Source organism: Salinicola lusitanus (genome assembly GCF_038648475.1).
In the GTDB taxonomy this organism is placed as follows: Bacteria; Pseudomonadota; Gammaproteobacteria; order Pseudomonadales; family Halomonadaceae; genus Salinicola; species Salinicola lusitanus.
Window position 1 is genome coordinate 118,050 of sequence record NZ_CP151919.1, and the last position, 22,155, is coordinate 140,204.

Annotated in this window: 18 protein-coding genes and 3 tRNA genes; 9 read left to right on the forward strand and 12 right to left on the reverse strand. The window is 64.5% G+C overall.

Annotated elements, in window-relative coordinates; translation table 11 throughout:
• The first annotated feature begins 156 nt into the window (after positions 1 to 156).
• The 7 genes from AAGT95_RS00530 (at position 157) to AAGT95_RS00560 (ending at position 7,331) form a co-directional block, all read left to right on the forward strand.
• Entirely contained in the window at positions 157 to 1,788 is a 1,632-nt protein-coding gene (locus AAGT95_RS00530; protein ID WP_342595175.1) for a gamma-glutamyltransferase family protein, read from the forward strand.
• Between the two features lie 3 nt (positions 1,789 to 1,791).
• Entirely contained in the window at positions 1,792 to 2,373 is a 582-nt protein-coding gene (locus AAGT95_RS00535) for a chromate transporter (protein ID WP_110708103.1), read from the forward strand.
• Complete coding sequence (locus AAGT95_RS00540) at positions 2,370 to 2,900, forward strand: chromate transporter (RefSeq protein ID WP_110598891.1); 531 nt, start codon at positions 2,370 to 2,372, stop codon at positions 2,898 to 2,900. The genes AAGT95_RS00535 and AAGT95_RS00540 overlap by 4 nt, the downstream gene beginning before the upstream one ends.
• 120 nt (positions 2,901 to 3,020) lie before the next feature.
• Complete coding sequence (locus AAGT95_RS00545) at positions 3,021 to 4,034, forward strand: Bug family tripartite tricarboxylate transporter substrate binding protein (protein ID WP_110708102.1); 1,014 nt, start codon at positions 3,021 to 3,023, stop codon at positions 4,032 to 4,034.
• Positions 4,031 to 4,564: a tripartite tricarboxylate transporter TctB family protein gene (locus AAGT95_RS00550; protein WP_342595176.1), complete on the forward strand. Its 534-nt coding sequence runs from the start codon at positions 4,031 to 4,033 to the stop codon at positions 4,562 to 4,564. The genes AAGT95_RS00545 and AAGT95_RS00550 overlap by 4 nt, the downstream gene beginning before the upstream one ends.
• 82 nt (positions 4,565 to 4,646) lie before the next feature.
• Entirely contained in the window at positions 4,647 to 6,152 is a 1,506-nt protein-coding gene (locus tag AAGT95_RS00555; protein WP_232822211.1) for a tripartite tricarboxylate transporter permease, read from the forward strand.
• A 168-nt stretch (positions 6,153 to 6,320) separates the two neighbouring features.
• A complete protein-coding gene (locus AAGT95_RS00560; RefSeq protein ID WP_342596568.1) occupies positions 6,321 to 7,331 on the forward strand; it encodes a tRNA-dihydrouridine synthase family protein in 1,011 nt (336 codons plus the stop codon).
• 73 nt (positions 7,332 to 7,404) lie between these two features.
• Here the strand turns inward: AAGT95_RS00560 and AAGT95_RS00565 are convergent.
• The 10 genes from AAGT95_RS00565 to AAGT95_RS00610 form a co-directional block, all read right to left on the reverse strand.
• Positions 7,405 to 7,481: transfer RNA gene (locus tag AAGT95_RS00565), tRNA-Arg, on the reverse strand.
• 45 nt (positions 7,482 to 7,526) lie between these two features.
• Positions 7,527 to 7,603 (reverse strand) — tRNA-Arg (locus AAGT95_RS00570).
• 54 nt (positions 7,604 to 7,657) lie between these two features.
• Positions 7,658 to 7,750: transfer RNA gene (locus tag AAGT95_RS00575), tRNA-Ser, on the reverse strand.
• 217 nt (positions 7,751 to 7,967) lie between these two features.
• On the reverse strand, positions 7,968 to 8,165 hold the full coding sequence (gene csrA, locus AAGT95_RS00580) for a carbon storage regulator CsrA (protein WP_075570877.1): 198 nt from the start codon (positions 8,163 to 8,165) through the stop codon (positions 7,968 to 7,970).
• Between the two features lie 229 nt (positions 8,166 to 8,394).
• A complete protein-coding gene (locus AAGT95_RS00585; RefSeq protein WP_110598897.1) occupies positions 8,395 to 9,639 on the reverse strand; it encodes an aspartate kinase in 1,245 nt (414 codons plus the stop codon).
• A 59-nt stretch (positions 9,640 to 9,698) separates the two neighbouring features.
• A complete protein-coding gene (alaS, locus tag AAGT95_RS00590) occupies positions 9,699 to 12,302 on the reverse strand; it encodes an alanine--tRNA ligase (RefSeq protein WP_342595177.1) in 2,604 nt (867 codons plus the stop codon).
• A 376-nt stretch (positions 12,303 to 12,678) separates the two neighbouring features.
• Positions 12,679 to 13,104, reverse strand: a complete 426-nt coding sequence (locus AAGT95_RS00595) for a regulatory protein RecX (RefSeq protein ID WP_425356063.1) — start codon at positions 13,102 to 13,104, stop codon at positions 12,679 to 12,681.
• Between the two features lie 127 nt (positions 13,105 to 13,231).
• Positions 13,232 to 14,296: a recombinase RecA gene (gene recA, locus AAGT95_RS00600; protein ID WP_110708098.1), complete on the reverse strand. Its 1,065-nt coding sequence runs from the start codon at positions 14,294 to 14,296 to the stop codon at positions 13,232 to 13,234.
• A gap of 169 nt (positions 14,297 to 14,465) precedes the next feature.
• A complete protein-coding gene (locus tag AAGT95_RS00605; RefSeq protein ID WP_342595179.1) occupies positions 14,466 to 15,005 on the reverse strand; it encodes a CinA family protein in 540 nt (179 codons plus the stop codon).
• A 204-nt stretch (positions 15,006 to 15,209) separates the two neighbouring features.
• A complete protein-coding gene (locus tag AAGT95_RS00610) occupies positions 15,210 to 15,395 on the reverse strand; it encodes a hypothetical protein (RefSeq protein ID WP_110598906.1) in 186 nt (61 codons plus the stop codon).
• Positions 15,396 to 15,717: 322 nt separating this feature from the next.
• Here AAGT95_RS00610 and mutS point away from each other — a divergent pair, with 322 nt between their 5' ends.
• On the forward strand, positions 15,718 to 18,300 hold the full coding sequence (mutS, locus tag AAGT95_RS00615; protein ID WP_342595180.1) for a DNA mismatch repair protein MutS: 2,583 nt from the start codon (positions 15,718 to 15,720) through the stop codon (positions 18,298 to 18,300).
• A 240-nt stretch (positions 18,301 to 18,540) separates the two neighbouring features.
• The gene (fdxA, locus tag AAGT95_RS00620; RefSeq protein ID WP_110598910.1) at positions 18,541 to 18,864 is read left to right on the forward strand and encodes a ferredoxin FdxA; all 324 of its coding nucleotides are present in this window, start codon (positions 18,541 to 18,543) and stop codon (positions 18,862 to 18,864) included.
• Between the two features lie 94 nt (positions 18,865 to 18,958).
• Here fdxA and eno read toward each other — a convergent pair whose 3' ends face one another.
• Complete coding sequence (gene eno / locus AAGT95_RS00625; RefSeq protein WP_342595181.1) at positions 18,959 to 20,251, reverse strand: phosphopyruvate hydratase; 1,293 nt, start codon at positions 20,249 to 20,251, stop codon at positions 18,959 to 18,961.
• A 206-nt stretch (positions 20,252 to 20,457) separates the two neighbouring features.
• Positions 20,458 to 22,116 carry a CTP synthase gene (locus AAGT95_RS00630; protein ID WP_110598914.1) on the reverse strand — a complete coding sequence of 553 codons (1,659 nt, stop codon included), beginning with the start codon at positions 22,114 to 22,116 and terminating at the stop codon, positions 20,458 to 20,460.
• Positions 22,117 to 22,155: the final 39 nt, after the last annotated feature.

Genomic DNA, 22,155 nt, shown 5'->3' on the forward strand with positions numbered 1-22,155 from the left:
TCGACCGCGTGCCTCTCGCCAATCAGGGGCTTGACCTGCGCAACGATACGACGCCATAGTAAAAAATCGATTTTTCACATCATAACCGATTCACGTCCGTTAACCGAAAGACCTTCGGCAACCAACGAACCGCCTTACAATAATTCGAGTATCGCCATGTCTCTTGCCTTCGACCATAACAATCCCTTCCCCTCTCGCCGCAGCGCCACCTATGCCAAGGGCGGCATGGTGGCCGCCTCTCAGCCGCAGGCGAGTCAGGCTGGGCGGGACATCCTCGCCCAGGGCGGCAATGCGATAGACGCCGCCATCGCGACGGCAGCCATGTTGACCGTGGTCGAGCCCAGCGGCAACGGCATCGGCGGCGACGCCTTTGCCCTGGTGTGGCTGGCCGAGGGCCGCAACGGTGGCGGCAAGCTCCATGGCCTCAATGCCAGTGGCCACGCGCCGAAGGGATTGACGCCCGACGCGGTCAAGGCAGCGGGTCATGACGAGATGCCCCTGCACGGCTGGACCCCGGTCACCGTCCCCGGCACCCCCGCCGCCTGGGCCGAACTCTCGCGCCGATACGGCAAACTGGATTTCGCCACCCTGCTGGCGCCGGCCATCCGCATCGCCCGGGAGGGCTTTCCCGTCTCCCCGGTCATCAGCCAACTCTGGCAGCGTGCCGAGATCGAGTTTCGCGCCAAGGCGGACGATCCCGCCATCGCCTCCTGGCTGGAGGCGTTCACACCCAATGGGCACGCCCCCCGTCCGGGCGAACTCCATCGTAACGAGGCCCAGGCGAGAACCCTGGAAGCGCTGGCGGAGAGTCGCTGCGAGAGCTTCTACCGCGGCGAGCTGGCGCAGCAGATCGATGCCTTCTCCCGGGCTACCGGTGGCTATCTACGCGCCGACGATCTGGCCGACTATGCGCCGGAGTGGGTCGACCCGATCTCGGTCAACTACCGTGGCATCGACGTCTGGGAGATTCCCCCCAACGGCCAGGGCATGGTCGCGCTGATGGCGCTGCGGATGATGGAAGGGTTCGACGTCACGGTGCGCGACGATCCACGGCTGCTGCACCGCCAGCTGGAAGCGATGAAGCTGGCCTATACCGACGGCCATCACCACATCACCCAGGCCGAGCACATGCGCACCAGCGTCGAGGCGCTGTTGAGTGACGAGTATGCCGCCACCCGCCGCGCCCTGATTGGCGAGCGCGCGATCGATCCGCAGCCCGGGCAGCCACAAGCTGGCGGCACCGTTTACCTGGCCACTGCCGACAGTGACGGCAACATGGTCTCCTATATCCAGAGCAACTATCACGGTTTCGGTTCCGGCGTGGTGGTGCCGGATACCGGCATCTCGCTCCAGAATCGCGGCCACGGCTTCAGCCTGGACGCCGATCACGTCAACGTGCTGGCTCCCGGCAAACGCACCTTCCACACCATCATTCCCGGCTTCTTGACTCAAGGGGAGACCGCACTCGGCCCGTTTGGCGTCATGGGCGGCTTCATGCAGCCCCAGGGCCACATGCAGGTCGTGATGAACCTGGTCGACTTCGGTCTCAACCCGCAGGCGGCGCTGGATGCACCGCGCTGGCAGTGGATGGGCGGGCGCAGGATCGGTATCGAGCCCGGCTACCCGATGCATCTGGTCCGCGAGATGTCCCTGCGCGGCCACCAGATGACGGTGGCCGTGGACAGCACCGCCTACGGTCGTGGCCAGATCATCCTGCGCGACCCGAACAGCGGCGTGTACTGCGGCGGCACCGAGCCCCGCACCGACTCCAGCATCGCGGTGCTCTGATCGATGGCCAAGCGTTCCTTCACCACCCAGCGCCACCTGTTCATGGCCTTCTTGCGTATCGGGCTGCTCGGCTTCGGCGGCGGCCCGTCGATGATTCCCCTCGTCCGCGCCGAAGCGGTGACCCGCTATCGATGGATGAACGACGAGGAGTTCGGTGACGTGCTGGCCATCGGCAATACCCTGCCCGGCCCGATCGCGACCAAGATGGCCGGCACCATCGGCTATCGGGTCGGCGGTGTGCTGGGCTGCATCAACGCTGTCGTCGCCGTCATCGTGCCGTGCATCGTGGCGATGGTGGTGCTCCTGGGGCTGTTCACCCGCTATCGCGACCAGCGCTGGATCCAGGGCATGAGCGAGGGCGTCGTCCCGGTGGTGATGGTGATGATGGCCCAACTGACCTGGGACTTCTTCCAGAAATCCCGCGTCGTGCTCGGCTGGATCGCGACCCTGATCATGGGCGTGGTCGCCGGCGGCCTGATCTATGGACTCGGCATCCACCCGGGACTGGTGATCGGCGCGATCCTCATCGCCGCCCTGCTACGACCGGAGCGGCGGCACAAACGCAGCGGGGAGGCCAAGCCATGATCTACTGGGACCTGTTCGTGGCGTTTTTCATCCCTAATATCGTCGGCTACGGCGGCGGCCCGGCGATCATCCCCCTGGTGGAGAACGAAGTGGTCGGCCGCTACGGCTGGATGAGTTCCCAGCAGTTCGCCGAGACGCTGGCGCTGGGCAACACCCTGCCCAGCCCGATCGCGACCAAGATGGCCGGCTACATCGGCTATGACGTGGCCGGGATCGGCGGCGGCCTGGTGGCGACCTTCGCCACCGTCGCCCCTTCGCTGATCCTGATGCTGGTCGCGCTGGGGACGCTGTATCGCTACCGGGATTCGATCAAGGTCAAGTCGATGAGCCAGTGGGTGAGACCGGTGATCATGGTACTGATGGGCTATCTCACCTGGTCGTTCCTCGACGAAGGTGTCCATGATGCCGGCTGGATCCACACGGGCATCATCGCCGCGATCGCCGTCGTCATGCTGTGGCGACTCAAGCTCCATCCGGTATGGGCCGTGGTCGTCGGACTGGTTTACGGCGGCCTGTTGCTCGGATAGACGAGCGCTGAACCGAAGCGCATCCACAAGGCAAGATCCTGAAGAAAGGCAGCGAAAGAGACAACGACTCAGCAAGAATCGATACGACGTCAAACCAACAGACCAAAACAAGGACAACCCATGTTCCACGACGTACTCCTCCCGGCCCCCCGCAAGCGTCTGGGGCGGCTGCTCGCCTCCGGGGCAGCCATCGCCTCCCTGGCCGTCGGGCTCGGCGCCGGCGGCCTGACCGTCAGCCAATCGGCCCAGGCTGACGACTACCCCGACCATGCCATCGAATTCATCGTCCCCTGGTCGCCGGGCGGCGGCAGCGATGCCCTGATGCGCATCATCTCCAACGCGGCGCCGGAGTTCGTCGGCCAGCCGATGCCGGTGATCAACATGCCCGGCGTCAGTGGCACGATCGGACTCAAGGAGCTCGCCCAGAAAGACCCCGACGGTTACACCGTGGGCCAGATTCACGAGGGCTTGATGGCCGCCAACGCCACCGGCCTGACGACGCTCAACTGGGACGATTTCCAGCCGATCGCCTCGCTGGCCTCGTCGCCGCAATATCTCGTGGTCAATGCCGACAGCGACTGGAAGACCTTCGACGAGTTCGCCGAGTACGCCAAGGCGCACCCCGGCGAAATCCGCATCGGCGCCACCCTCGGTGGCATCCCCCACGTTCACGCGGCAATGATCGAGGACGCCATCGGCGCCCAATTCCGCTATGTCGGCTTCGAGGGGACCGGTGCCCGCATCCGGTCGCTGGTGGGTGGCCATATCGACGCATCGATCGGCGACATCTCGTCGAGCCTGGAGTTCGTCAAGAACGGCGACCTGCGATTCCTCGCCGTCGGTAGTAAAACGCGACTCGAACAGACTCCCGACGTTCCCACCTTCCGCGAACTCGGCTACGACAATCTCGACATGAGCATCAATCGCGGCATCGTCGCACCCAAGGGAATCGACCCTGCCAGGGTCGAGACGCTGGCCAAAGACTTCGAGGCGATGTCCGAGGATCCCGCTTTCGTCGACCGGGTCAACAAGGCCGGTGCCGAGGTCGAGTTCATGGGACCGCAGGCGTACGCCGACTACCTCGCCGACGTCGACGGCACGATCAAGCGCCTTTCAGGCAAGTTGGCACGATGAGCGAGACCACCGACATGGCCTCCCGCCCCGGGCGGGAGGCCAGCAGCGAACGTGGCAAGGCGCTCGCCAACCTCATCTTCAATGCCGCACTGGCGGCACTTTTCGTCGGCCTGTTCGTGCAGGCCGGCGACCTGCCGTCGTCGATGTGGGAACCGCTGGGTGCCGGGTCCTTTCCCCGGCTGATCCTCGGCGCCCTGGTGATCTTCAATCTGGCGATCGTGGTCCAGTCGGCGCTGGCACTGCGCCAGGCAGACCCGGCGACCCGCGTGGGAGCCGGCCGCTGGTTCGTCCAACGGCGGCTGGCCTTCGCCACCCTGGCGGCCTTCTGTGTCTACGCGCTACTCATGCCATGGATCGGCTTCGCACTGGCGTCGCTGCTGTTCCTGTTGGCAGTCCAGGTGATCCTGGGCGCGCGTCGCGGGCGCCGACTGCTGATCGCCTGCCTCGTCGCGGCGGTCTTCGGTCTCGGCCTCTATGCGCTGTTCAGCCATGTGTTTCTGATCTCCTTGCCCGCGGGCCGCCTGTGGTAGCGGAAGGCGGTAACCCGAAGCTTCATCCCCGACAGACCGATAGCCCCATACCGACAACAACCAGGGGCCAAGAGGGTTCTTCATGCCGATGACCGATGCGCTGCTCAGCAGCGTCGAACAACTGTTTTCGCTGGCGACGCTTGCCAGCATGATGATTGGCGTCATGGCAGGTGTCGTGGCGGCCGCCATTCCTGGCTTCACGATCACCATGGCGATCGTGCTGACACTACCGGTCACCTTCACCATGCCGCCGCTGCAGGGCGTCGCCACGATGCTCGCCGTCTATGTCGGCGGCGGCTCGGGCGGGCTGATCAGCGCGGCGCTGCTGGGGATCCCCGGCACGCCCTCCGCCGTGGCGACGACGTTCGACGCCTACCCGATGGCGCGCAAGGGCGAGCCCGGCCGGGCGCTGGCGCTGGGGATCTGGGCGTCGTTCTTCGGCGCACTGGTCAGCGCCGTGGTGCTGATCGTCGCCGCGCCCCCACTGGCGATGATCGCCGTCAAGCTCGGGCCGTGGGAGTACTTCTCGCTGATCCTGTTCGCCGTGACGGTGGTGGCGAGCCTGGTCGGCAAGTCGATCCTCAAGGGGTTGATGATGAGCCTGCTGGGGCTGTTCATCGCCACGGTGGGACAGGACCCGATGATGGGCGTACCGCGTTTCACCTTCGGCGTCGACGTCTTGGCGGCCGGCATCCCGTTTCTGGTGGTGCTGATCGGGATTTTTGCGGTCAGCCAGCTCGCCAGTGAGGTCGAGAACCCGGCGGCGCTTCAGCGTGGGGAGTCGCTGGTCCGCGGCGACATGCACTTTCGACCGTTCACGGTGATGCGCGAAGTTCTGAGTCGACCGGGCAACCTGTTACGTTCGTCGCTGCTGGGCGTGGTCATCGGCGCCGTGCCCGGAGCGGGCGGCAGCATCGCCAACCTGATCGCCTACGACCAGGCCAAACGCGCCTCGAGGACGCCGGAGCGCTTCGGTACCGGCATCGCCGACGGCGTGGTCGCCTCGGAGTCCGGCAATTCCGCCACCGCCGGCGGTGGGCTGATACCGATGATCGCGCTGGGCATCCCCGGCAGCGCCGTCGACGCCGTGCTGATGGCGGCGTTGATGGTGCAGGGCGTCAGCGTCGGCCCACGCCTGATCATGGACAGTGCGGACCTGGTCTACGGCATGTTCCTGGCGATGTTCCTGGCCGCCGGCATGGTACTGGCCTTCTGCCTGATCAGCATGCGCTGGTTCTTGCGGATCACCGAGATTCCCAAGTCGATCATCGTGCCGGTGGTCCTGGTCTGCTGTGCCGTTGGCGCCCTGGCGCTCAACAATCGCATCACCGACCTCTACCTGCTGGTCGGCGTTGGCCTGGTCGGTTATCTGCTGGCGAAGCTCGACTATCCGCTGGCGCCGCTGGTGCTGGGGGTCATCCTGGGGCCTATTGCCGAGACCAATCTACGACGTGCGCTGATGGCCGACGAGAACTGGACACTGTTCTTCACCCGGCCGATCTCGGCGGCCCTGCTGCTGCTCGCCGTGCTGTCGGTGGCGTTCACCGTTCGACGTCTGCTCCAGCAACGGGCGATCGCCCGGACCTGAGCCCGCGCGCGGCGGTTCGCCCCGCCCGCCGGGGCCTCACCGGGGCATGGCATACCGTCACGATTGTGCTAGTTTAGCGCCCGCCAGATCCTTGGAGGCCGCATGGCACGACACCACTTTTCCGTACCCACCGACGCCTCCCCGCGCGGGCGCCTCGGCCTGGCGCCCATGGAGGGCGTCATCGACGGCGATACGCGAGCACTGCTGAGCGAGGATGGCGCCCTGGACTGGTGCGTCACCGAATTCGTGCGTGTCGTCGATGCCAGATTGCCGCCCCGCGTCTTCCTGCGCCACTGCCCCGAGTTGGCGACGGCGGGCAGCGCCGGGCCGATCACCCCCTCCGCCACTCCCGTTACGCTGCAGTTGTTGGGCTCCGATCCCCGGGGCCTGGCGGCCAATGCCGAACAGGCGATCTCCCAGGGCGTCACGCGTCTCGACCTCAACTTCGGCTGCCCGGCCAAGACCGTCAACCGTCATGACGGCGGCGCCTCGCTGTTGAGGACGCCGGAGCGGGTCTACACCGTGGTCGGTGCGGTGGCCGAGGTCAGCCAGCGGCATGGTGTCTCGGTCAACGCCAAGCTGCGGCTCGGCTTCGACGACAAGCAGTTGGCCCTGGCCTGTGCGCAAGCGGCCGAGGCCGGCGGCGCCGAGGAGCTGGTGGTTCACGCCCGTACCCGGCGTGAGGGCTATCGACCACCCGCCCACTGGGAGTGGATCGCCCGGATCCGCGCCGGGGTCAGGGTGCCGGTGGTGGCCAATGGCGATATCTGGTCGCTCGAGGATTACTGGAAGGCGCGCACGCTGTCAGGCTGCCGCGACGTCATGCTGGGGCGTGGTATGCTCGCCGACCCATGGCTGGCGCGGCGCATTCGCCATTGGCTGGAAACCGGCGGTGAACGGCTGTCACCGACGCCATGGTCGGCCCGCAGCGACATGCTGATTCGCTATGCCGACGCCAAACGCGACGCGGGAATGGCCGAGAAGGTCATCGTTTCGCTGCTGAAACAGTGGCTCAACATCATGCGGGGGCGAGATTCCGAGGCCGCGGCGCGTTTCACCGCGCTGCGCCGGGAGACCGCACTGGCGCCCTTTGTGGCCGGATTGAGCGACCTTGGGTCGAGCTCGGACTCGACCAGCTCAGGAACGGCGGCGCATGCTTCTTCGACGCTGGCGGGCTAGCGCGACAAGCCCCTCAACGACAACCCTACAAACGAAAACACCCGCATGCCGAAGCATGCGGGTGTCATCTGTATGGCGCGCCCGGGAGGATTCGAACCTCCGACCCCCTGATTCGTAGTCAGGTACTCTATCCAGCTGAGCTACGGGCGCTTGAATCTTGTGAAGTGACACCGCAGGTGCGCAGTGCTTGATGAATGGCGCGCCCGGGAGGATTCGAACCTCCGACCCCCTGATTCGTAGTCAGGTACTCTATCCAGCTGAGCTACGGGCGCTTGATTCATGCTTCTTTCACACTGTGCCGGTCGTGGTTTTCGCACTTGCGAAAATGGCGGAGAGGGAGGGATTCGAACCCTCGATAGGGCTATAAACCCTATACTCCCTTAGCAGGGGAGCGCCTTCAGCCACTCGGCCACCTCTCCCCGATCAGCACGGCGCGTAGATTACCGATTCCATTTGGCCTTGTCCAGCCGATAGGCCAAAAAAATTCCTAAAAACCTTAGAGGATGAAGAAGTTACCGGAAAGCTGGCGCCACCAGGGCGAGTACGGAAGAACGAAGGAGGGTTTCAGAGATAGCCCGAGCCGATAAAGGGGACGACTTCACCAGCCCAGACGGTACCAAAGCGCCTATCCAGCACTCACGCGCCAGGATCGCCGTCTTCGTCCTCGGATTTCTCACGCTGGATGCGCTGATAGATCTCTTCACGGTGGACGGCCACATCCTTGGGCGCATTCACGCCAATACGCACCTGATTCCCTTTCACTCCCAGAACCGTGACGGTAATGTCGTCGCCGATCATGAGAGTCTCTCCCACGCGACGGGTCAGGATGAGCATTATCTGATCTCCTTCTCAGGGCCTTCTTCCATTCTCGGGTCAAGCTCTCGGGCTCCTGCACGACAGGTGTACCACCCGAGGAGCGATTATGCGCCATACGGCCCCTCAGGCCAATGACGCCATTCCATGAAAACCCGTGGCATCGTTGAAAGAGCGCATGTTCCATTCGCTTCCTTCCAACTCCCCCTTAGCGTAGAACGCTTGGGCCATTCGTGAAGGTGTTATTCGATCATTCGCTTTGAATACTGTCTTTATCGAGGCCAAACGCGGTGTGCAGCGCTCTCACCGCGAGCTCCATCGCCTTCTCGTCGATCACGACGGAAATCTTGATCTCCGACGTCGAAACCATCCGAATGTTGATGTTTTCTTCGGAGAGCACGCGGAACATCTTGGACGCGACGCCAGCATGGGAACGCATGCCGACACCGACCAGCGACACCTTGGCGATGTTCTCGTCGCCTCGCAGGTCGCCTCCGCCCAAGGCCGGAATGACGTCGTTCTGCAGAATCCGCATGGTCTGCTTGTAATCGCCCTTGGCAACGGTGAAGGTGAAGTCGGTGTAGTCACCAGCCGGCGCCACGTTCTGGACGATCATGTCCACTTCGATGTTGGCATCGGCAATCGGCCCCAGAATTCGCGAAGCCACGCCGGGCACGTCGGGCGTATTGAGCAGTGTCAGCTTGGCCTCGTTCGCGGTGAAGGCGATACCGGAGATCAGCGGTTCTTCCATCGATTCGAATTCCTCGTCTGCCACGATGAGCGTGCCCGGGCCTTCCTCGAAACTCGAGAGCACGCGTAACGGTACGTTGTATTTGCCGGCGAACTCCACGGCCCGGATCTGGAGCACCTTGGAACCCAGGCTCGCGAGTTCCAGCATCTCTTCCACCGTGATCCGCTCCAGGCGCTGCGCCTTGGAGCAGACCCTGGGATCCGTGGTGTAGACGCCGTCCACATCGGTATAGATCTGGCACTCGTCGGCGTTCAGTGCCGCAGCCAGCGCCACGCCGGTAGTGTCCGAGCCGCCGCGCCCCAGGGTAGTGATGTTGCCTTCCTCGTCGACACCCTGGAAACCCGCCACGACCACCACCTGACCGTCATCCAGATCCTCCTGGAGTTCATCGGTCTCGATGCGCTGGATACGCGCCTTGGTGTGCGCGCTGTCGGTACGGATGCCCACCTGGGCACCGGTATAGGAGGTGGCCGGCACGCCCAACTGATGCAAGGCCATGGCCAGCAGCGAAATCGTGACCTGCTCCCCGGTCGAGACGAGCATGTCCATCTCGCGCGGGGTCGGATCCTCGTTGATCTGACTGGCCAGGCCGATGAGGCGATTGGTCTCGCCGCTCATCGCCGACACCACCACGACGACGCGGTGGCCGGCGTCGCGATCACGCTTGACCTTCTCGGCCACGGCCTTGATCCGCTCTACCGAGCCGACCGACGTGCCTCCGAATTTCTGTACGTATAGCGCCATGAGTCTGCTCAATGCTCCCTAGCGTTGTCGACCGGCGCTGGCGCCGGTCGTGAATGCATTTAGGCCAGCCGCTCGGCAACCCAGGCCGGCACGCTCTCCAGCGCCGCCGGCAGCCGTGCCGGGTCGCTGCCACCTGCTTGAGCCATATCGGGACGTCCGCCACCCTTGCCCCCGACCTGTGCGGCGACGTGATTGACGAGCTCGCCGGCCTTGACCTTGGCAACCAGATCGTCTGTCACGCCGGCGATCAGGCTGACCTTGCCCTCCTGGGCCGTTGCCAGCACCAGGATACCGGACCCCAGTTTCTGCTTGAGCTGATCGTGCAGCCCCCGCAGTTCCTTGCCCGACACCCCCTCGAGCTGGGTCGCCAGCACCCGGACGCCTTCGACCTGCTGCGCCTGCCCGAGCAGGTCGCTACCCGCCGCGCTGGCCAGCTTGGCCTTGAGGCGCTCGAGTTCCTTTTCCAATCCCCGCTGCCTTTCGAGTACGGCGTCCAGCCGTTCGACGACCTGCTCCGGCTTGACCTTCAGGCGCTCGCTGACGGTACTGAGCTCCCGCTCCTGGGCCTCGAACCACGCCATTGCCGCCTCGCCGGTCACCGCCTCGATACGCCTCACTCCCGCAGCGGTGCCGGACTCGGAAACGATATGGAACGGCCCGATGTCACCACTGCGGGCCACGTGGGTGCCACCGCAAAGCTCGATCGAAAAGTCGTCGGCACCGATCGTCAGTACCCGCACGCTATCGAGATACTTGGCCTCGAACAGGGCACGAGCCCCCTTCGCCTTGGCCTCGTCGAGCGTCATCAGCTCGGTTCGGGTCGGCGCGTTGGCCATGATCTGAGCATTGACGATATGCGCGACCTGCGCCAGTTGCGCCGGCGTGAGCGGCTCGAGATGGCTGAAATCGAAGCGCAGGCGCTCGGCGCTGACCAGCGACCCCTTCTGCTGCACATGGTCGCCGAGCGTCAATCGCAAGGCTTCATGAAGCAGGTGGGTTGCCGAGTGGTTGCGCATGGTCGCCAGCCGCAGCGCGGGATCCACCTGCGGCGAAAGCCTCTCGCCGACGGTCACCCGCCCTTCGAGCATCACGCCCTCATGCAGGTGATGCCCCGCCTGCTTGCGGGTATTGGTGACCTGGAAGCGACCACCGTCGGTTCGGAGATAGCCGGTATCGCCTACCTGGCCGCCGGACTCGGCATAGAAAGGGGTGCGATCCAGCACCACGATACCCTTCTGGCCCGCCTCGAGAGCCTCAAGCGCGTTGCCCGCTTCATCGACGATGGCCGTCACCTTCGACGAATCCTCCAACCGATCGTAGCCGGTGAACTCGGTGCTGCCCTCGAGCTCGAGGGCGGCACCATAATCGCCGCCGAACTGGCTGGCGGCACGGGCCCGCTGGCGCTGCGCTTCCAGCTCGCGCTCGAACCCCGCCTCGTCCAGCGTCACGCCGCGCTCGCGGCAGACGTCGGCGGTCAGATCGAACGGGAAGCCGTAGGTGTCGTAGAGCTTGAAGATCGTTTCGCCGGGAAGTACGTCATCCTCGAGTGCCGAGAGCGCCTCCTCGAGCAAGCCCATGCCATGATCCAGCGTCCGCGCGAACTGCTGCTCCTCCTTCAGCAGCACCCGCTCGATCTGATCGCGGGCCTGACGCAGCTCGGGATAGGCTTCGCCCATCTCGGCGTCGAGCGCTGCCACCAGCTTGTGGAAGAACGGCTCGCTGGCGCCCAGCTTGTGCCCATGGCGTACCGCCCGGCGGATGATGCGACGCAGCACGTAGCCGCGACCTTCGTTGGAGGGCAGCACGCCATCGACGATCAGGAAGGCACAGGAGCGGATATGGTCGGCAATGACCCGCAGCGAGGGCGTCTTGATATCGTCATGGCCGGTCACTTCGGCCGCCGCCAGCAGCAGGTTCCGGAACAGGTCGATCTCGTAGTTGGAGTGGACGCCCTGCATCACCGCCGCCATGCGTTCCAGCCCCATGCCGGTATCGATCGACGGCTTGGGCAGCGGGTTCATCTTGCCGGAAGCGTCGCGGTCGAACTGCATGAAGACGAGATTCCACACCTCGATGTAGCGATCCCCGTCCTCTTCCGGGCTTCCCGGCGGGCCGCCCCACACCTCGGGGCCGTGGTCGTAGAAGATCTCCGAACACGGGCCGCAGGGGCCGGTATCGCCCATCTGCCAGAAGTTGTCTTCATCCAGGCGCGACAGCCGCGCCGGATCGACCCCGATCTCCTCGATCCAGATTCTGGCCGCTTCGTCGTCACTGATATGGACCGTGACCCAGAGCTTGTCCTTGGGCAGCGCCAGGACCTCGGTAATGAAGGTCCAGGCGTAACGGATGGCGTCGGCCTTGAAATAGTCGCCGAAGCTGAAGTTGCCCATCATCTCGAAGAAGGTGTGGTGGCGAGCGGTATAGCCGACGTTGTCGAGGTCGTTGTGCTTGCCACCGGCACGTACGCAGCGCTGGGCCGAGGTGGCACGCACGTAGGGGCGCGGATCCCGTCCCAGGAACACATCCTTGAACGGCACCATGCCGGCATTGGTGAAGAGAAGCGTGGGATCGTTTTCCGGCACCAGAGAGGCGGAAGGGACGATCGTGTGCCCGCGCTCCTCGAAGAAGCTCAGGAAAGCCTGTCTGATATCTGCACTTTTCATAAACAATCCGTGGCGATAGGCGTGCCCACGGCGGCTAGCAGACCACGTGGCGACGCAGAATCCGGCAATGGAGAGACGCCGTGAACGCCTCTCCTGCCATCGCAAAGCGCATTAGTATAACGTGGTCGGCCGATAGTCTGTCGAGTGCGACACCATTGCCGGCTGCCCGACACCCTTGTCACGAGGGACGGGCAGCCGGCGGGTAAGCGAGGGGTCCTGCGAATATCGCGTGCGCCCGGACGCCGCTTCGGGATGCCCCGTCAACGAGGCGTCGGGGCGTCGAACCACCGTCGGGTCACGGCGATGGGCAGGAGGTAGGGAATCGAAGAGGGGATCCCCCGGAGCCGGGGGCTGGCATGGAATTGACGCTGAGGGGTCAGCGGGTGCCTTCTGGCCAGGCGTGTCTGATGGCATGGCGAACCTGTTCGAACTCGAAGCCCCGCCCCGCCAGGAAGCGCTCTCTCTTGGCGCGTTCCCTGGGTGTCGAGCCCGGTGAGTCGAAGCGCTTGGCGAGGGCCTGGCTCGCCAGTTCCTTCCAGTCTGGGGCCTCGCTCTCGAAAGCCAACGCCATCAGCGACTCATCGATCCCCCGCTGTGCCATATCGACTCGAATCCTGACAGGCCCCTGGCCACGCGCGATGCGGGAGCGGACGAAAACCTCGGCGAATCTGGCATCGGATTGAAGCCCCTCCCTCGCCAGGTCGTCCAGCGCCTGTCGAATATCCGCGCTGTCCAGGCCCTTCGCGCTCATTCGCGTCTCCAGCTCGGCACGAGCATATTCGCGCCGAGCCAGGATCCGAATGGCAACGTCTCTGGGAGAGAGCTCCCGGAGGGCTTCGTCACGAGAGACCTCATCACGAGAGGTCTCCTCATGACAGAGGACGCCGTTACGCTCAGCCATCAATCCCCCCGCCTCCATCGATAGCGGCTTACAGCAGCGTATCACCGGCATCATCGCCCTCGGCGACAGCCGCTTCGGGCTCCTTCTCCTTGGTCGCCGGCACCGCGAGCAGCTGGGCCCGGATCTGCGTCTCGATCTCGGTCATCACCTCGGGATGCTCCTCGAGATACTGGGCGGCGTTGGCCTTGCCCTGGCCGATCTTGCTGCCCTTGTAGCTGTACCAGGCCCCCGCCTTGTCGACCAGGTTGCACTGCACGCCAAGATCGATCACCTCACCGGCATGGTAGATACCCTTGCCATACAGGATCTGGAACTCGGACTGGCGGAACGGCGGCGCCACCTTGTTCTTCACCACCTTGACCCGGGTTTCGTTGCCGGTGACCTCGTCGCCCTGCTTGACCGAACCGATGCGGCGAATGTCGAGGCGCACGCTGGAGTAGAACTTCAGCGCGTTGCCCCCGGTCGTGGTCTCGGGGCTGCCGAACATCACGCCGATCTTCATGCGAATCTGGTTGATAAACACCACCATGCAGTTGGCGTTCTTGATGTTGCCGGTGATCTTGCGCAGTGCCTGGGACATCAGGCGCGCCTGGAGGCCGACGTGGGAATCGCCCATCTCCCCTTCGATCTCCGCCCGCGGCGTCAGCGCCGCCACGGAATCGATGATGATGACGTCGACGCCACCGGAGCGTACCAGCATGTCGCAGATCTCGAGAGCCTGCTCGCCGGTATCGGGCTGGGAGACTAGCAGCTCGTCGAGATCGACTCCCAGTTTTTCGGCGTAGCTCGGGTCGAGGGCGTGCTCGGCATCGACGAAGGCGCAGGTCTTGCCGTCCTTCTGGGCCTGGGCGATCACCGACAGCGTCAGGGTCGTCTTGCCCGAGGACTCCGGACCGAAGATCTCGACCACACGACCATAGGGCAACCCGCCCACACCCAGCGCGATATCCAGGCCCAGAGACCCTGTCGACACCACCGGGATCGCGGTACGCGGGGTGTCGCCCAAGCGCATCACGGTGCCTTTGCCGAATTGACGATCGATCTGCGACAGTGCCGCATTGAGTGCCTTGCTGCGGTTTTCGTCCTGTGCCATGAACGTCTCCTATGGATGCACGAAGTGAGGCGGGGCAGCGCCGATCACGGCGCTCGGCTCACGTACTGTATGGTTAGACAGTAGTATGGCGAAAAAAAGCGCTCTCGCCTATCCCCCGCCGAAGATTTTCAATCCTGCCGTCGCGAAGCGTCGGACGTCGACGACTCTGTCATCGCCGAGGCCCGCCGGGCCGACCTTCCGTCACCGACTCGACCAGCCCCGACAGCGCCACGGCAACCGCCGCCTCACGGACCTGCCGACGATCGCCCGGCAGGTGATGACGCTCCACCCGCTGATGGTGCTGGTTGCCCCAGGCGAACCACACCGTACCCACGGGCTTGTCCGGGCTGCCCCCTGCCGGGCCGGCGACGCCGCTGACCGAGACACCGAGATCGGCCCCGCTGTCGCGGCAGGCGCCGATGACCATCTCCCTGACGGTCTGCTCGCTGACAGCGCCATGGGTCTCCAAGGTGGCCTGGGACACTCCCAGCAGGCGCCGCTTGGCCGCGTTGGCATAGGTCACGTAGCCGGTCTCGAAATAGGCGGAGCTGCCGGCGATCGCCGTGATGGCGCTGGCCACGCCGCCGCCGGTACAGGATTCCGCCGTGGTCAGCCGGATGTCCTGGGCCAGACAGGCCTCCCCCAGGCGCCGGGAGAGCGCCTCGCAATCCGATTCGGCATCCTGACGCGGTATCGACGCGTTCGTCATGACAACTTCCTCTCTCAGGGCTCGTCCCGCTCGCCGACCTTCACTCTCCGGATAGCAGCGACCGAGCACCAACGGAAAACCGACCGTCATTCAGTATGCGGAGAATCCTGGGTCGTGCAATGGTTGCGGAAGTGCTGTGAGGATGTCTGGTATCGCGAAGGGTCGAGCACGCCCTGACGGGGCAAGGCGACGGCGGGAGGCGGTTCAGTCCGGTTCGCGGGGATCCCGATCCGGGGGGATCATCGCCGGATGACGCGCCGCCAGTTCGGCGACGGCGATCTCCAGCAGCACGACGGCCAGTTCGCTGAGATTCACGTTGCGCTTGTTGGCTTCGATAGCCAACAGGCGATACGTGGAATCGCTGAGGTGGTTGAGCACCAACCGGGCCATATGTGAGTCCTCGAGTGCCGATTTCACACACTGTAACGAGTTATCGGCGGGCACTCAGGCTGAAATCACTACACCTGATGCATGATCCCCTCTAAGGCGACCGCCGCGTCGCGCGGTGCCGGACCCAGCCACCGCGTGGTAACCTTGCCCTCATCGCAAAGCAGACGGGGCACAAGGACGACTCGATGCTGGTGAAGGTCCATACGAAAGGGATCGACACCGAGAGCCAGTCCGAGGCCGAGCGCATCTGGATCGAGATGCCGAGACGCGGCGCTTTTACCCCATTGATGCCCCACAGAAAAACGGAGTAACCCTGAAACCCATGCAGGACGCGGCCTCCAGCAAGAGCACCCAGCATACGCCAATGATGGCGCAGTATCTCAAGATCAAGCGCGAGCATCCGGATGTACTGCTCTTCTACCGGATGGGCGATTTCTATGAGCTTTTCTACGACGACGCCAAGCGGGCTTCGCAACTGCTCGACATCACGCTGACGGCCCGTGGCCAGTCGGCCGGCAAGCCGATCCCCATGGCGGGTATTCCCTACCATAGCGTCGAGTCCTACCTGGCGCGCCTGGTCAAGTCCGGTCAGTCGGTGGCCATCTGCGAGCAGATCGGCGATCCGAGCACGGCCAAGGGGCCGGTGGAGCGCCGCGTCGTGCGCATCGTCACACCGGGAACGCTGCTCGACGAAGCGCTGCTCGATGCCAGCCGCGACAACCTGCTGGTCGCCCTCCATCGCACCGGCGAACGCTGGGGCATTGCCTGGCTGGAACTTTCCAGCGGCCGCTTCAGCGTGCTCGAGATCGATGGCGAGGCCGACATGCTGGCCGAGATTCATCGCCTGCAGCCCGCCGAACTGCTGATCGCCGAAAGCCTCGACCTCCCGCCGTCGCTGACGGAGCGGCGCGGCCTGAAACGTCAGAACGACTGGCATTTCGACCTGGAAACGGCCAATCGCCTGCTGTGCGACCAGTTCGAGGTCGCGGATCTCAGGGGCTTCGGCTGCACCCACCTCGAAACCGCGCTGGTCGCCGCCGGAGTGCTGGTCGACTACGCCAGGGACACTCAGCGTTCCCGGTTGCCCCACGTCACCGCGCTGAGCGTCGAGAGCCGTGACGAATCGGTGGTGATCGATGCCGCCAGCCGCCGTAATCTCGAGATCGACATCAACCTCGGCGGCAGCGGCGACAACACCCTGGCCAGCGTGCTCGACACGACCGTCACGCCGATGGGGTCGCGTCTGCTCAAGCGCTGGCTCAATCGGCCACTGCGTGACCGGCATCAGATCGGTGCCCGCCAGGCAGCGGTACAACTGCTGCTCGACGCCGACCAGTACCTGCTGATCCGCGAGCCACTCAAGGAGGTTGGCGATGTCGAGCGGATACTGGCCCGCGTGGCACTGCGCAGCGCCCGGCCCCGGGATCTGGCCCGCCTGCGCGACGCGCTCAACGTGCTGCCGACACTGCAGGCCGACCTCGAGCGTATCGAGGGCGAAAGCGCACTGGACGACCTCGCCCGCCATATCCATCCCTATCCCGAACTGGCCGCCACCCTGACCCAGGCACTGATCGACAACCCGCCGGTGGTGATCCGGGATGGCGGGGTCATCCGCGAAGGTTTCGATGCCGAACTCGACGAGTATCGCGGCCTGGCCGAGCATGCCGGCGACTACCTGGTCCAGCTCGAGCTTCGTGAGCGCGAAAGCACCGGCCTGTCCGGCCTCAAGGTCGGCTACAACCGGGTTCACGGCTACTACATCGAGATCCCGCGCGCCCAGGCCCGCGAGGTGCCGGCGGACTACATCCGTCGCCAGACGCTGAAGAACGCCGAGCGCTTCATCATCCCCGAGCTCAAGGAGTTCGAGGACAAGGCGCTGTCGGCCAAGTCGCGTGCGCTGGCGCGGGAGAAGCTGCTCTACGAAAGCCTGATCGATACCCTCAATGCCGAACTCGACGCGCTGCAGGCCACCGGTCGCTCGCTGGGTGCGCTCGACGTGCTCTGCGCCTTTGCCGAACGCGCCCAGAACCTGGATTTCGTGCGGCCGAGGCTCTCGGAGACACCGGGTTTCCATATCCTCGGCGGCCGCCACCCCGTGGTCGAACATGTCAGCCAGCACCCGTTCGTGCCCAACGACCTGATCCTCGATGACGATCGCCGCATGCTGGTCATCACCGGCCCCAACATGGGCGGCAAGTCGACCTACATGCGTCAGGCGGCGCTGATCGCCCTGCTCGCCCATACCGGCAGTTTCGTTCCGGCGGAGAGTGCCGAGATCGGCCCGGTGGACCGGATCTTCACCCGGATCGGCTCCAGCGACGACCTGGCCGGTGGCCGCTCCACGTTCATGGTGGAGATGACCGAGACGGCCAGCATCCTCCACAACGCCACCGCCGAGAGCCTGGTGCTGATGGACGAGATCGGCCGCGGCACCAGTACCTTCGACGGCCTCTCGCTGGCCTGGGCCAGCGCCGAGCATCTCGCCAGCCAGCGTGCCTTCACCCTGTTCGCCACGCATTACTTCGAGATGACCGCACTGGCCGAACAGCAGGAGACCGTCGCCAACGTGCATCTCACCGCCGCGGAGCACCGCGACGGGATCGTCTTCATGCACCGCGTCGAGGAGGGGCCGGCCAGCCAGAGCTACGGCCTCCAGGTCGCCCAGCTCGCCGGCGTGCCCCAGAGCGTGATTGCCCGCGCCCGCGACAAGCTGGCCAGTCTCGAGCAGCCTGCCGCGATGCCGGAGATGTCGGGCATGCACGCCCAACCGACGGGACCGCAGCAGGCGGACCTGTTCGCCGCGACACCGCATCCGGTGCTCGAAGCACTGGAGTCGCTCGACGTCGACTCGCTGACACCGCGGGCGGCGCTGGATCTGCTCTATGCCTGGCGCGATCAACGCTGAGCGACGAGGAAGCTATAACGCCATTCCTCGATGTTCCACGTGGCGGCTTGCCGGAGCTGGCGCCAGCCGCCTAAAATATGGCGCCATTCGCGCAGCACGCGGCGGCACCGTGAAATCGGTGATTTCAACAACGTCTCATATCCGCCAGCACCGTGACCAAGAGCTGTGACATAGAGCTTTGACTTAGGGCTGTGGCAAAACGCGTCGCCTGGCCGGGCCGTCAATCAGGAGAGAACACCCATGACGTTCGTCGTCACCGAGAACTGCATCAAGTGCAAATACACCGACTGCGTCGAAGTCTGCCCGGTGGACTGTTTCTACGAGGGGCCCAATTTCCTCGTCATTCACCCCGACGAGTGCATCGACTGTGCCCTCTGTGAACCGGAATGCCCCGCCGAAGCGATCTTCTCGGAAGACGAGCTGCCCGAGGGCCAGCGGCAGTTCATCGAGCTCAATGCCGAGCTCGCCGAAGTGTGGCCCAACATCGCCGAGCAGAAGGATCCGCCGGAAGACGCCAAGGAGTGGGATGGCAAGCCCAACAAGATCGAGCTGCTCGAACGCTGATCTGCTATTACGCAAATCGGACACTCGCTGCCGAAGAACGCAAGAAGGCCGCTCGATGAGCGGCCTTCTTGCGTTTCAATCGATCAGGCAGACATTACTGCCCTTTTATCGCCTTCAGCCCCGGGTAGGCGGCCTTGTCACCCAGTTCCTGCTCGATCACCAGCAGGCGGTTGTACTTGGCGACACGATCGGAGCGGCACAGCGAGCCGGTCTTGATCTGGCCGGCGGCGGTGCCCACGGCGAGATCGGCGATGGTGGTGTCTTCGGTCTCGCCGCTGCGATGTGAGATCACCGCGGTAAAGCCGGCATCCTGGGCCATCTTGATCGCGTCCAGCGTCTCGGAGAGCGAGCCGATCTGGTTGAACTTGATCAGGATCGAGTTGCCGATCTTCTCGTCGATACCCCGCTTCAATATCCGGGTGTTGGTGACGAAAAGGTCGTCACCGACCAACTGGATCTTGTCGCCCAGCTTGTCGGTCAGCGCTTTCCAGCCATCCCAGTCCGACTCGTCCATGCCATCCTCGATGGAGACGATCGGATACTGATTGCAGAGATCGGCCAGGTAGTCGGTGAATCCCGCGGCGTCGTACTGCTTGCCCTCGCCGGCGAGGTCGTAGCTGCCATCCTTGAAGAATTCGCTGGAGGCGCAGTCGAGTGCCAGGGTGACATCCTTGCCAAGGTGGTAACCGGCATCGTCGACCGCTTGCTTGATCACCGCCAGGGCCTCGGCGTTGGAGGAGAGGTTCGGCGCGAAACCGCCCTCGTCGCCCACCGAGGTGGAGAGCCCCTTGGCGGAGAGTACCTTCTTCAGTGCATGGAAGATCTCCGCACCCATGCGCAGCGCCTCGCGGAAGTTGGGCGCGCCCACCGGCTGGACCATGAACTCCTGAATGTCGACGTTGTTGTCGGCATGCTCGCCACCGTTGAGGATATTCATCATCGGTACCGGCATGGTGTAGTGATCCGGCTGGCCGTAGAGTTCGGCGATGTGGGCGTAGAGCGGCACGCCCTTGGCGATCGCCGCCGCCTTGGCCGCGGCCAGCGACACCGCGAGAATCGCGTTGGCCCCCAGGCTGGCCTTGTTGTCGGTACTGTCCAGCGCCAGCATGGCGTCGTCGAGGGCCCGCTGGTCGCTGGCATCCATGCCCATCAAGCGCTCGCGGATCTTGCCATTGACCGCGTCGACGGCCTTCAGCACGCCCTTGCCCAGATAGCGCGACTTGTCGCCGTCGCGCAGCTCCAGCGCTTCACGAGAACCGGTGGAAGCGCCGCTGGGCGCACAGGCGCTGCCAGTGATGCCGCCACTCAGCGTGACTTGCGCCTGCACGGTGGGGTTGCCGCGGGAATCGAGCACTTCGAGGGCGCGGATATCAACGATCTCAGCCATGTTACGTCGTCCTGTCGGTTGAAAGCTCTTTCGGTTGATCACTCGGTACGTCGAGCGTGAAGCGCCCGGTTCCCGGCGAGAGGGCCCGGGCGCGGTGATTCCATCATGTTAGCAGTTCCGGAGCTTAGCCAGCGCAGGCATCCCAGGTCCAGTCTCTCCAACGACAGCGGGGGATGAATCGCTTCATCCCCCGCCGGGTCACGCGGTCATTCCTGATGGGCCATGCCGTGCTGGCGCTGGCGCTGGGCCTTGTGCTCCAGCGCCGCATTGACGAAACCGGTGAACAGCGGATGGCCGTCGCGCGGGGTCGAGGTGAACTCGGGGTGGAACTGGCAAGCCACGAACCAGGGATGGTCAGGCAGCTCGATCATCTCGACCAGCGCCTGATCACCGCTCTTGCCGGAGACGACCAGCCCCGCCGCCTCGAGCTGCTCGACGAACTGCTCGTTGACCTCGAAGCGGTGGCGGTGGCGTTCGGTGATCGTGTCCAGGCCGTAAACCTCGTGCGCCCTGGAGCCCGGCTTGAGTCGGCACTCCTGGCCGCCGAGGCGCATGGTGCCGCCCAGATCGGAGGCCTCGTCGCGCAGCTCGATCTGCCCTTCGGGGTTGATCCACTCGGTGATCAGGCCGACCACCGGGTGCTGGGTCTCGCGAGTGAATTCGGTGGAGTTGGCATCGGCCCAACCCGCCACGTGACGGGCGAACTCGATCACCGCCACCTGCATGCCGAGGCAGATACCGAGATAGGGGATATCGTTCTCGCGCGCGAAACGGGCGGTCTGGATCTTGCCCTCGACGCCCCGTTCACCGAAGCCGCCCGGCACCAGAATCGCATCTTTCCCGGCCAGGCGCTCGGTACCGTGGCGCTCGATCAGCTCGGAGTCGATGTACTCGACATTGACCTTCACCCGGGTCTGGATGCCGGCGTGGATCAGCGCCTCGTTGAGCGACTTGTAGGCGTCGAGCAGCTCCATGTACTTGCCGACCATGGCGATGTTGATCGTCTTGAGCGGGTTGAGCTTGGCATCGAGGACGTGGATCCATTCGGCCAGGTCCGCCTGCGGGGCGTCGAGACGGAACTTGTCGCAGACGATATCGTCGAGACCCTGCTCGTGCAGCATCAGCGGGATGCGATAGATGGTGTCGGCATCCTGCAGCGGGATGACGGCGCGCTCCTCGACATTGGTGAACAGCGCGATCTTGCGCCGCTCGCTCTCCTCCAGCTCGACCTCGCTGCGGCAGATCAGGATATCGGGCTGGATACCGATCGAGCGCAGCTCCTTGACGCTGTGCTGGGTCGGCTTGGTCTTGGTCTCGCCGGCGGTCTTGATGTAGGGCACCAGGGTCAGGTGCATGAACAGGGCACGATTGGCGCCGACTTCGCTACGCAGCTGGCGAATCGACTCCAGGAACGGCAGCGACTCGATATCGCCCACGGTGCCGCCGATCTCCACCAGCGCCACATCGTAGCCTTCCCCCCCCTTGACCACGCGGTGCTTGATCTCGTCGGTGATATGCGGGATCACCTGCACGGTACCGCCGAGATAATCGCCCCGACGCTCCTTGCGCAGCACGTGCTCGTAGACCCGACCGGTGGTGAAGTTGTTGCTCTGGGTCATCTTGGTACGGATGAAGCGCTCGTAGTGCCCCAGATCGAGATCGGTTTCCGCGCCATCCTCGGTGACGAACACCTCGCCATGCTGAAACGGACTCATGGTGCCCGGATCGACGTTGATGTACGGGTCCAGCTTGAGGATGGTGACCTTGAGGCCGCGGGCCTCGAGAATCGCAGCCAGCGAAGCGGACGCAATGCCCTTGCCCAGTGAGGACACAACGCCGCCGGTCACGAAGATATATCGTGTCATGGAAAACCTGTCGAATCGTGGTCGTAAAGCTCGTGAGAA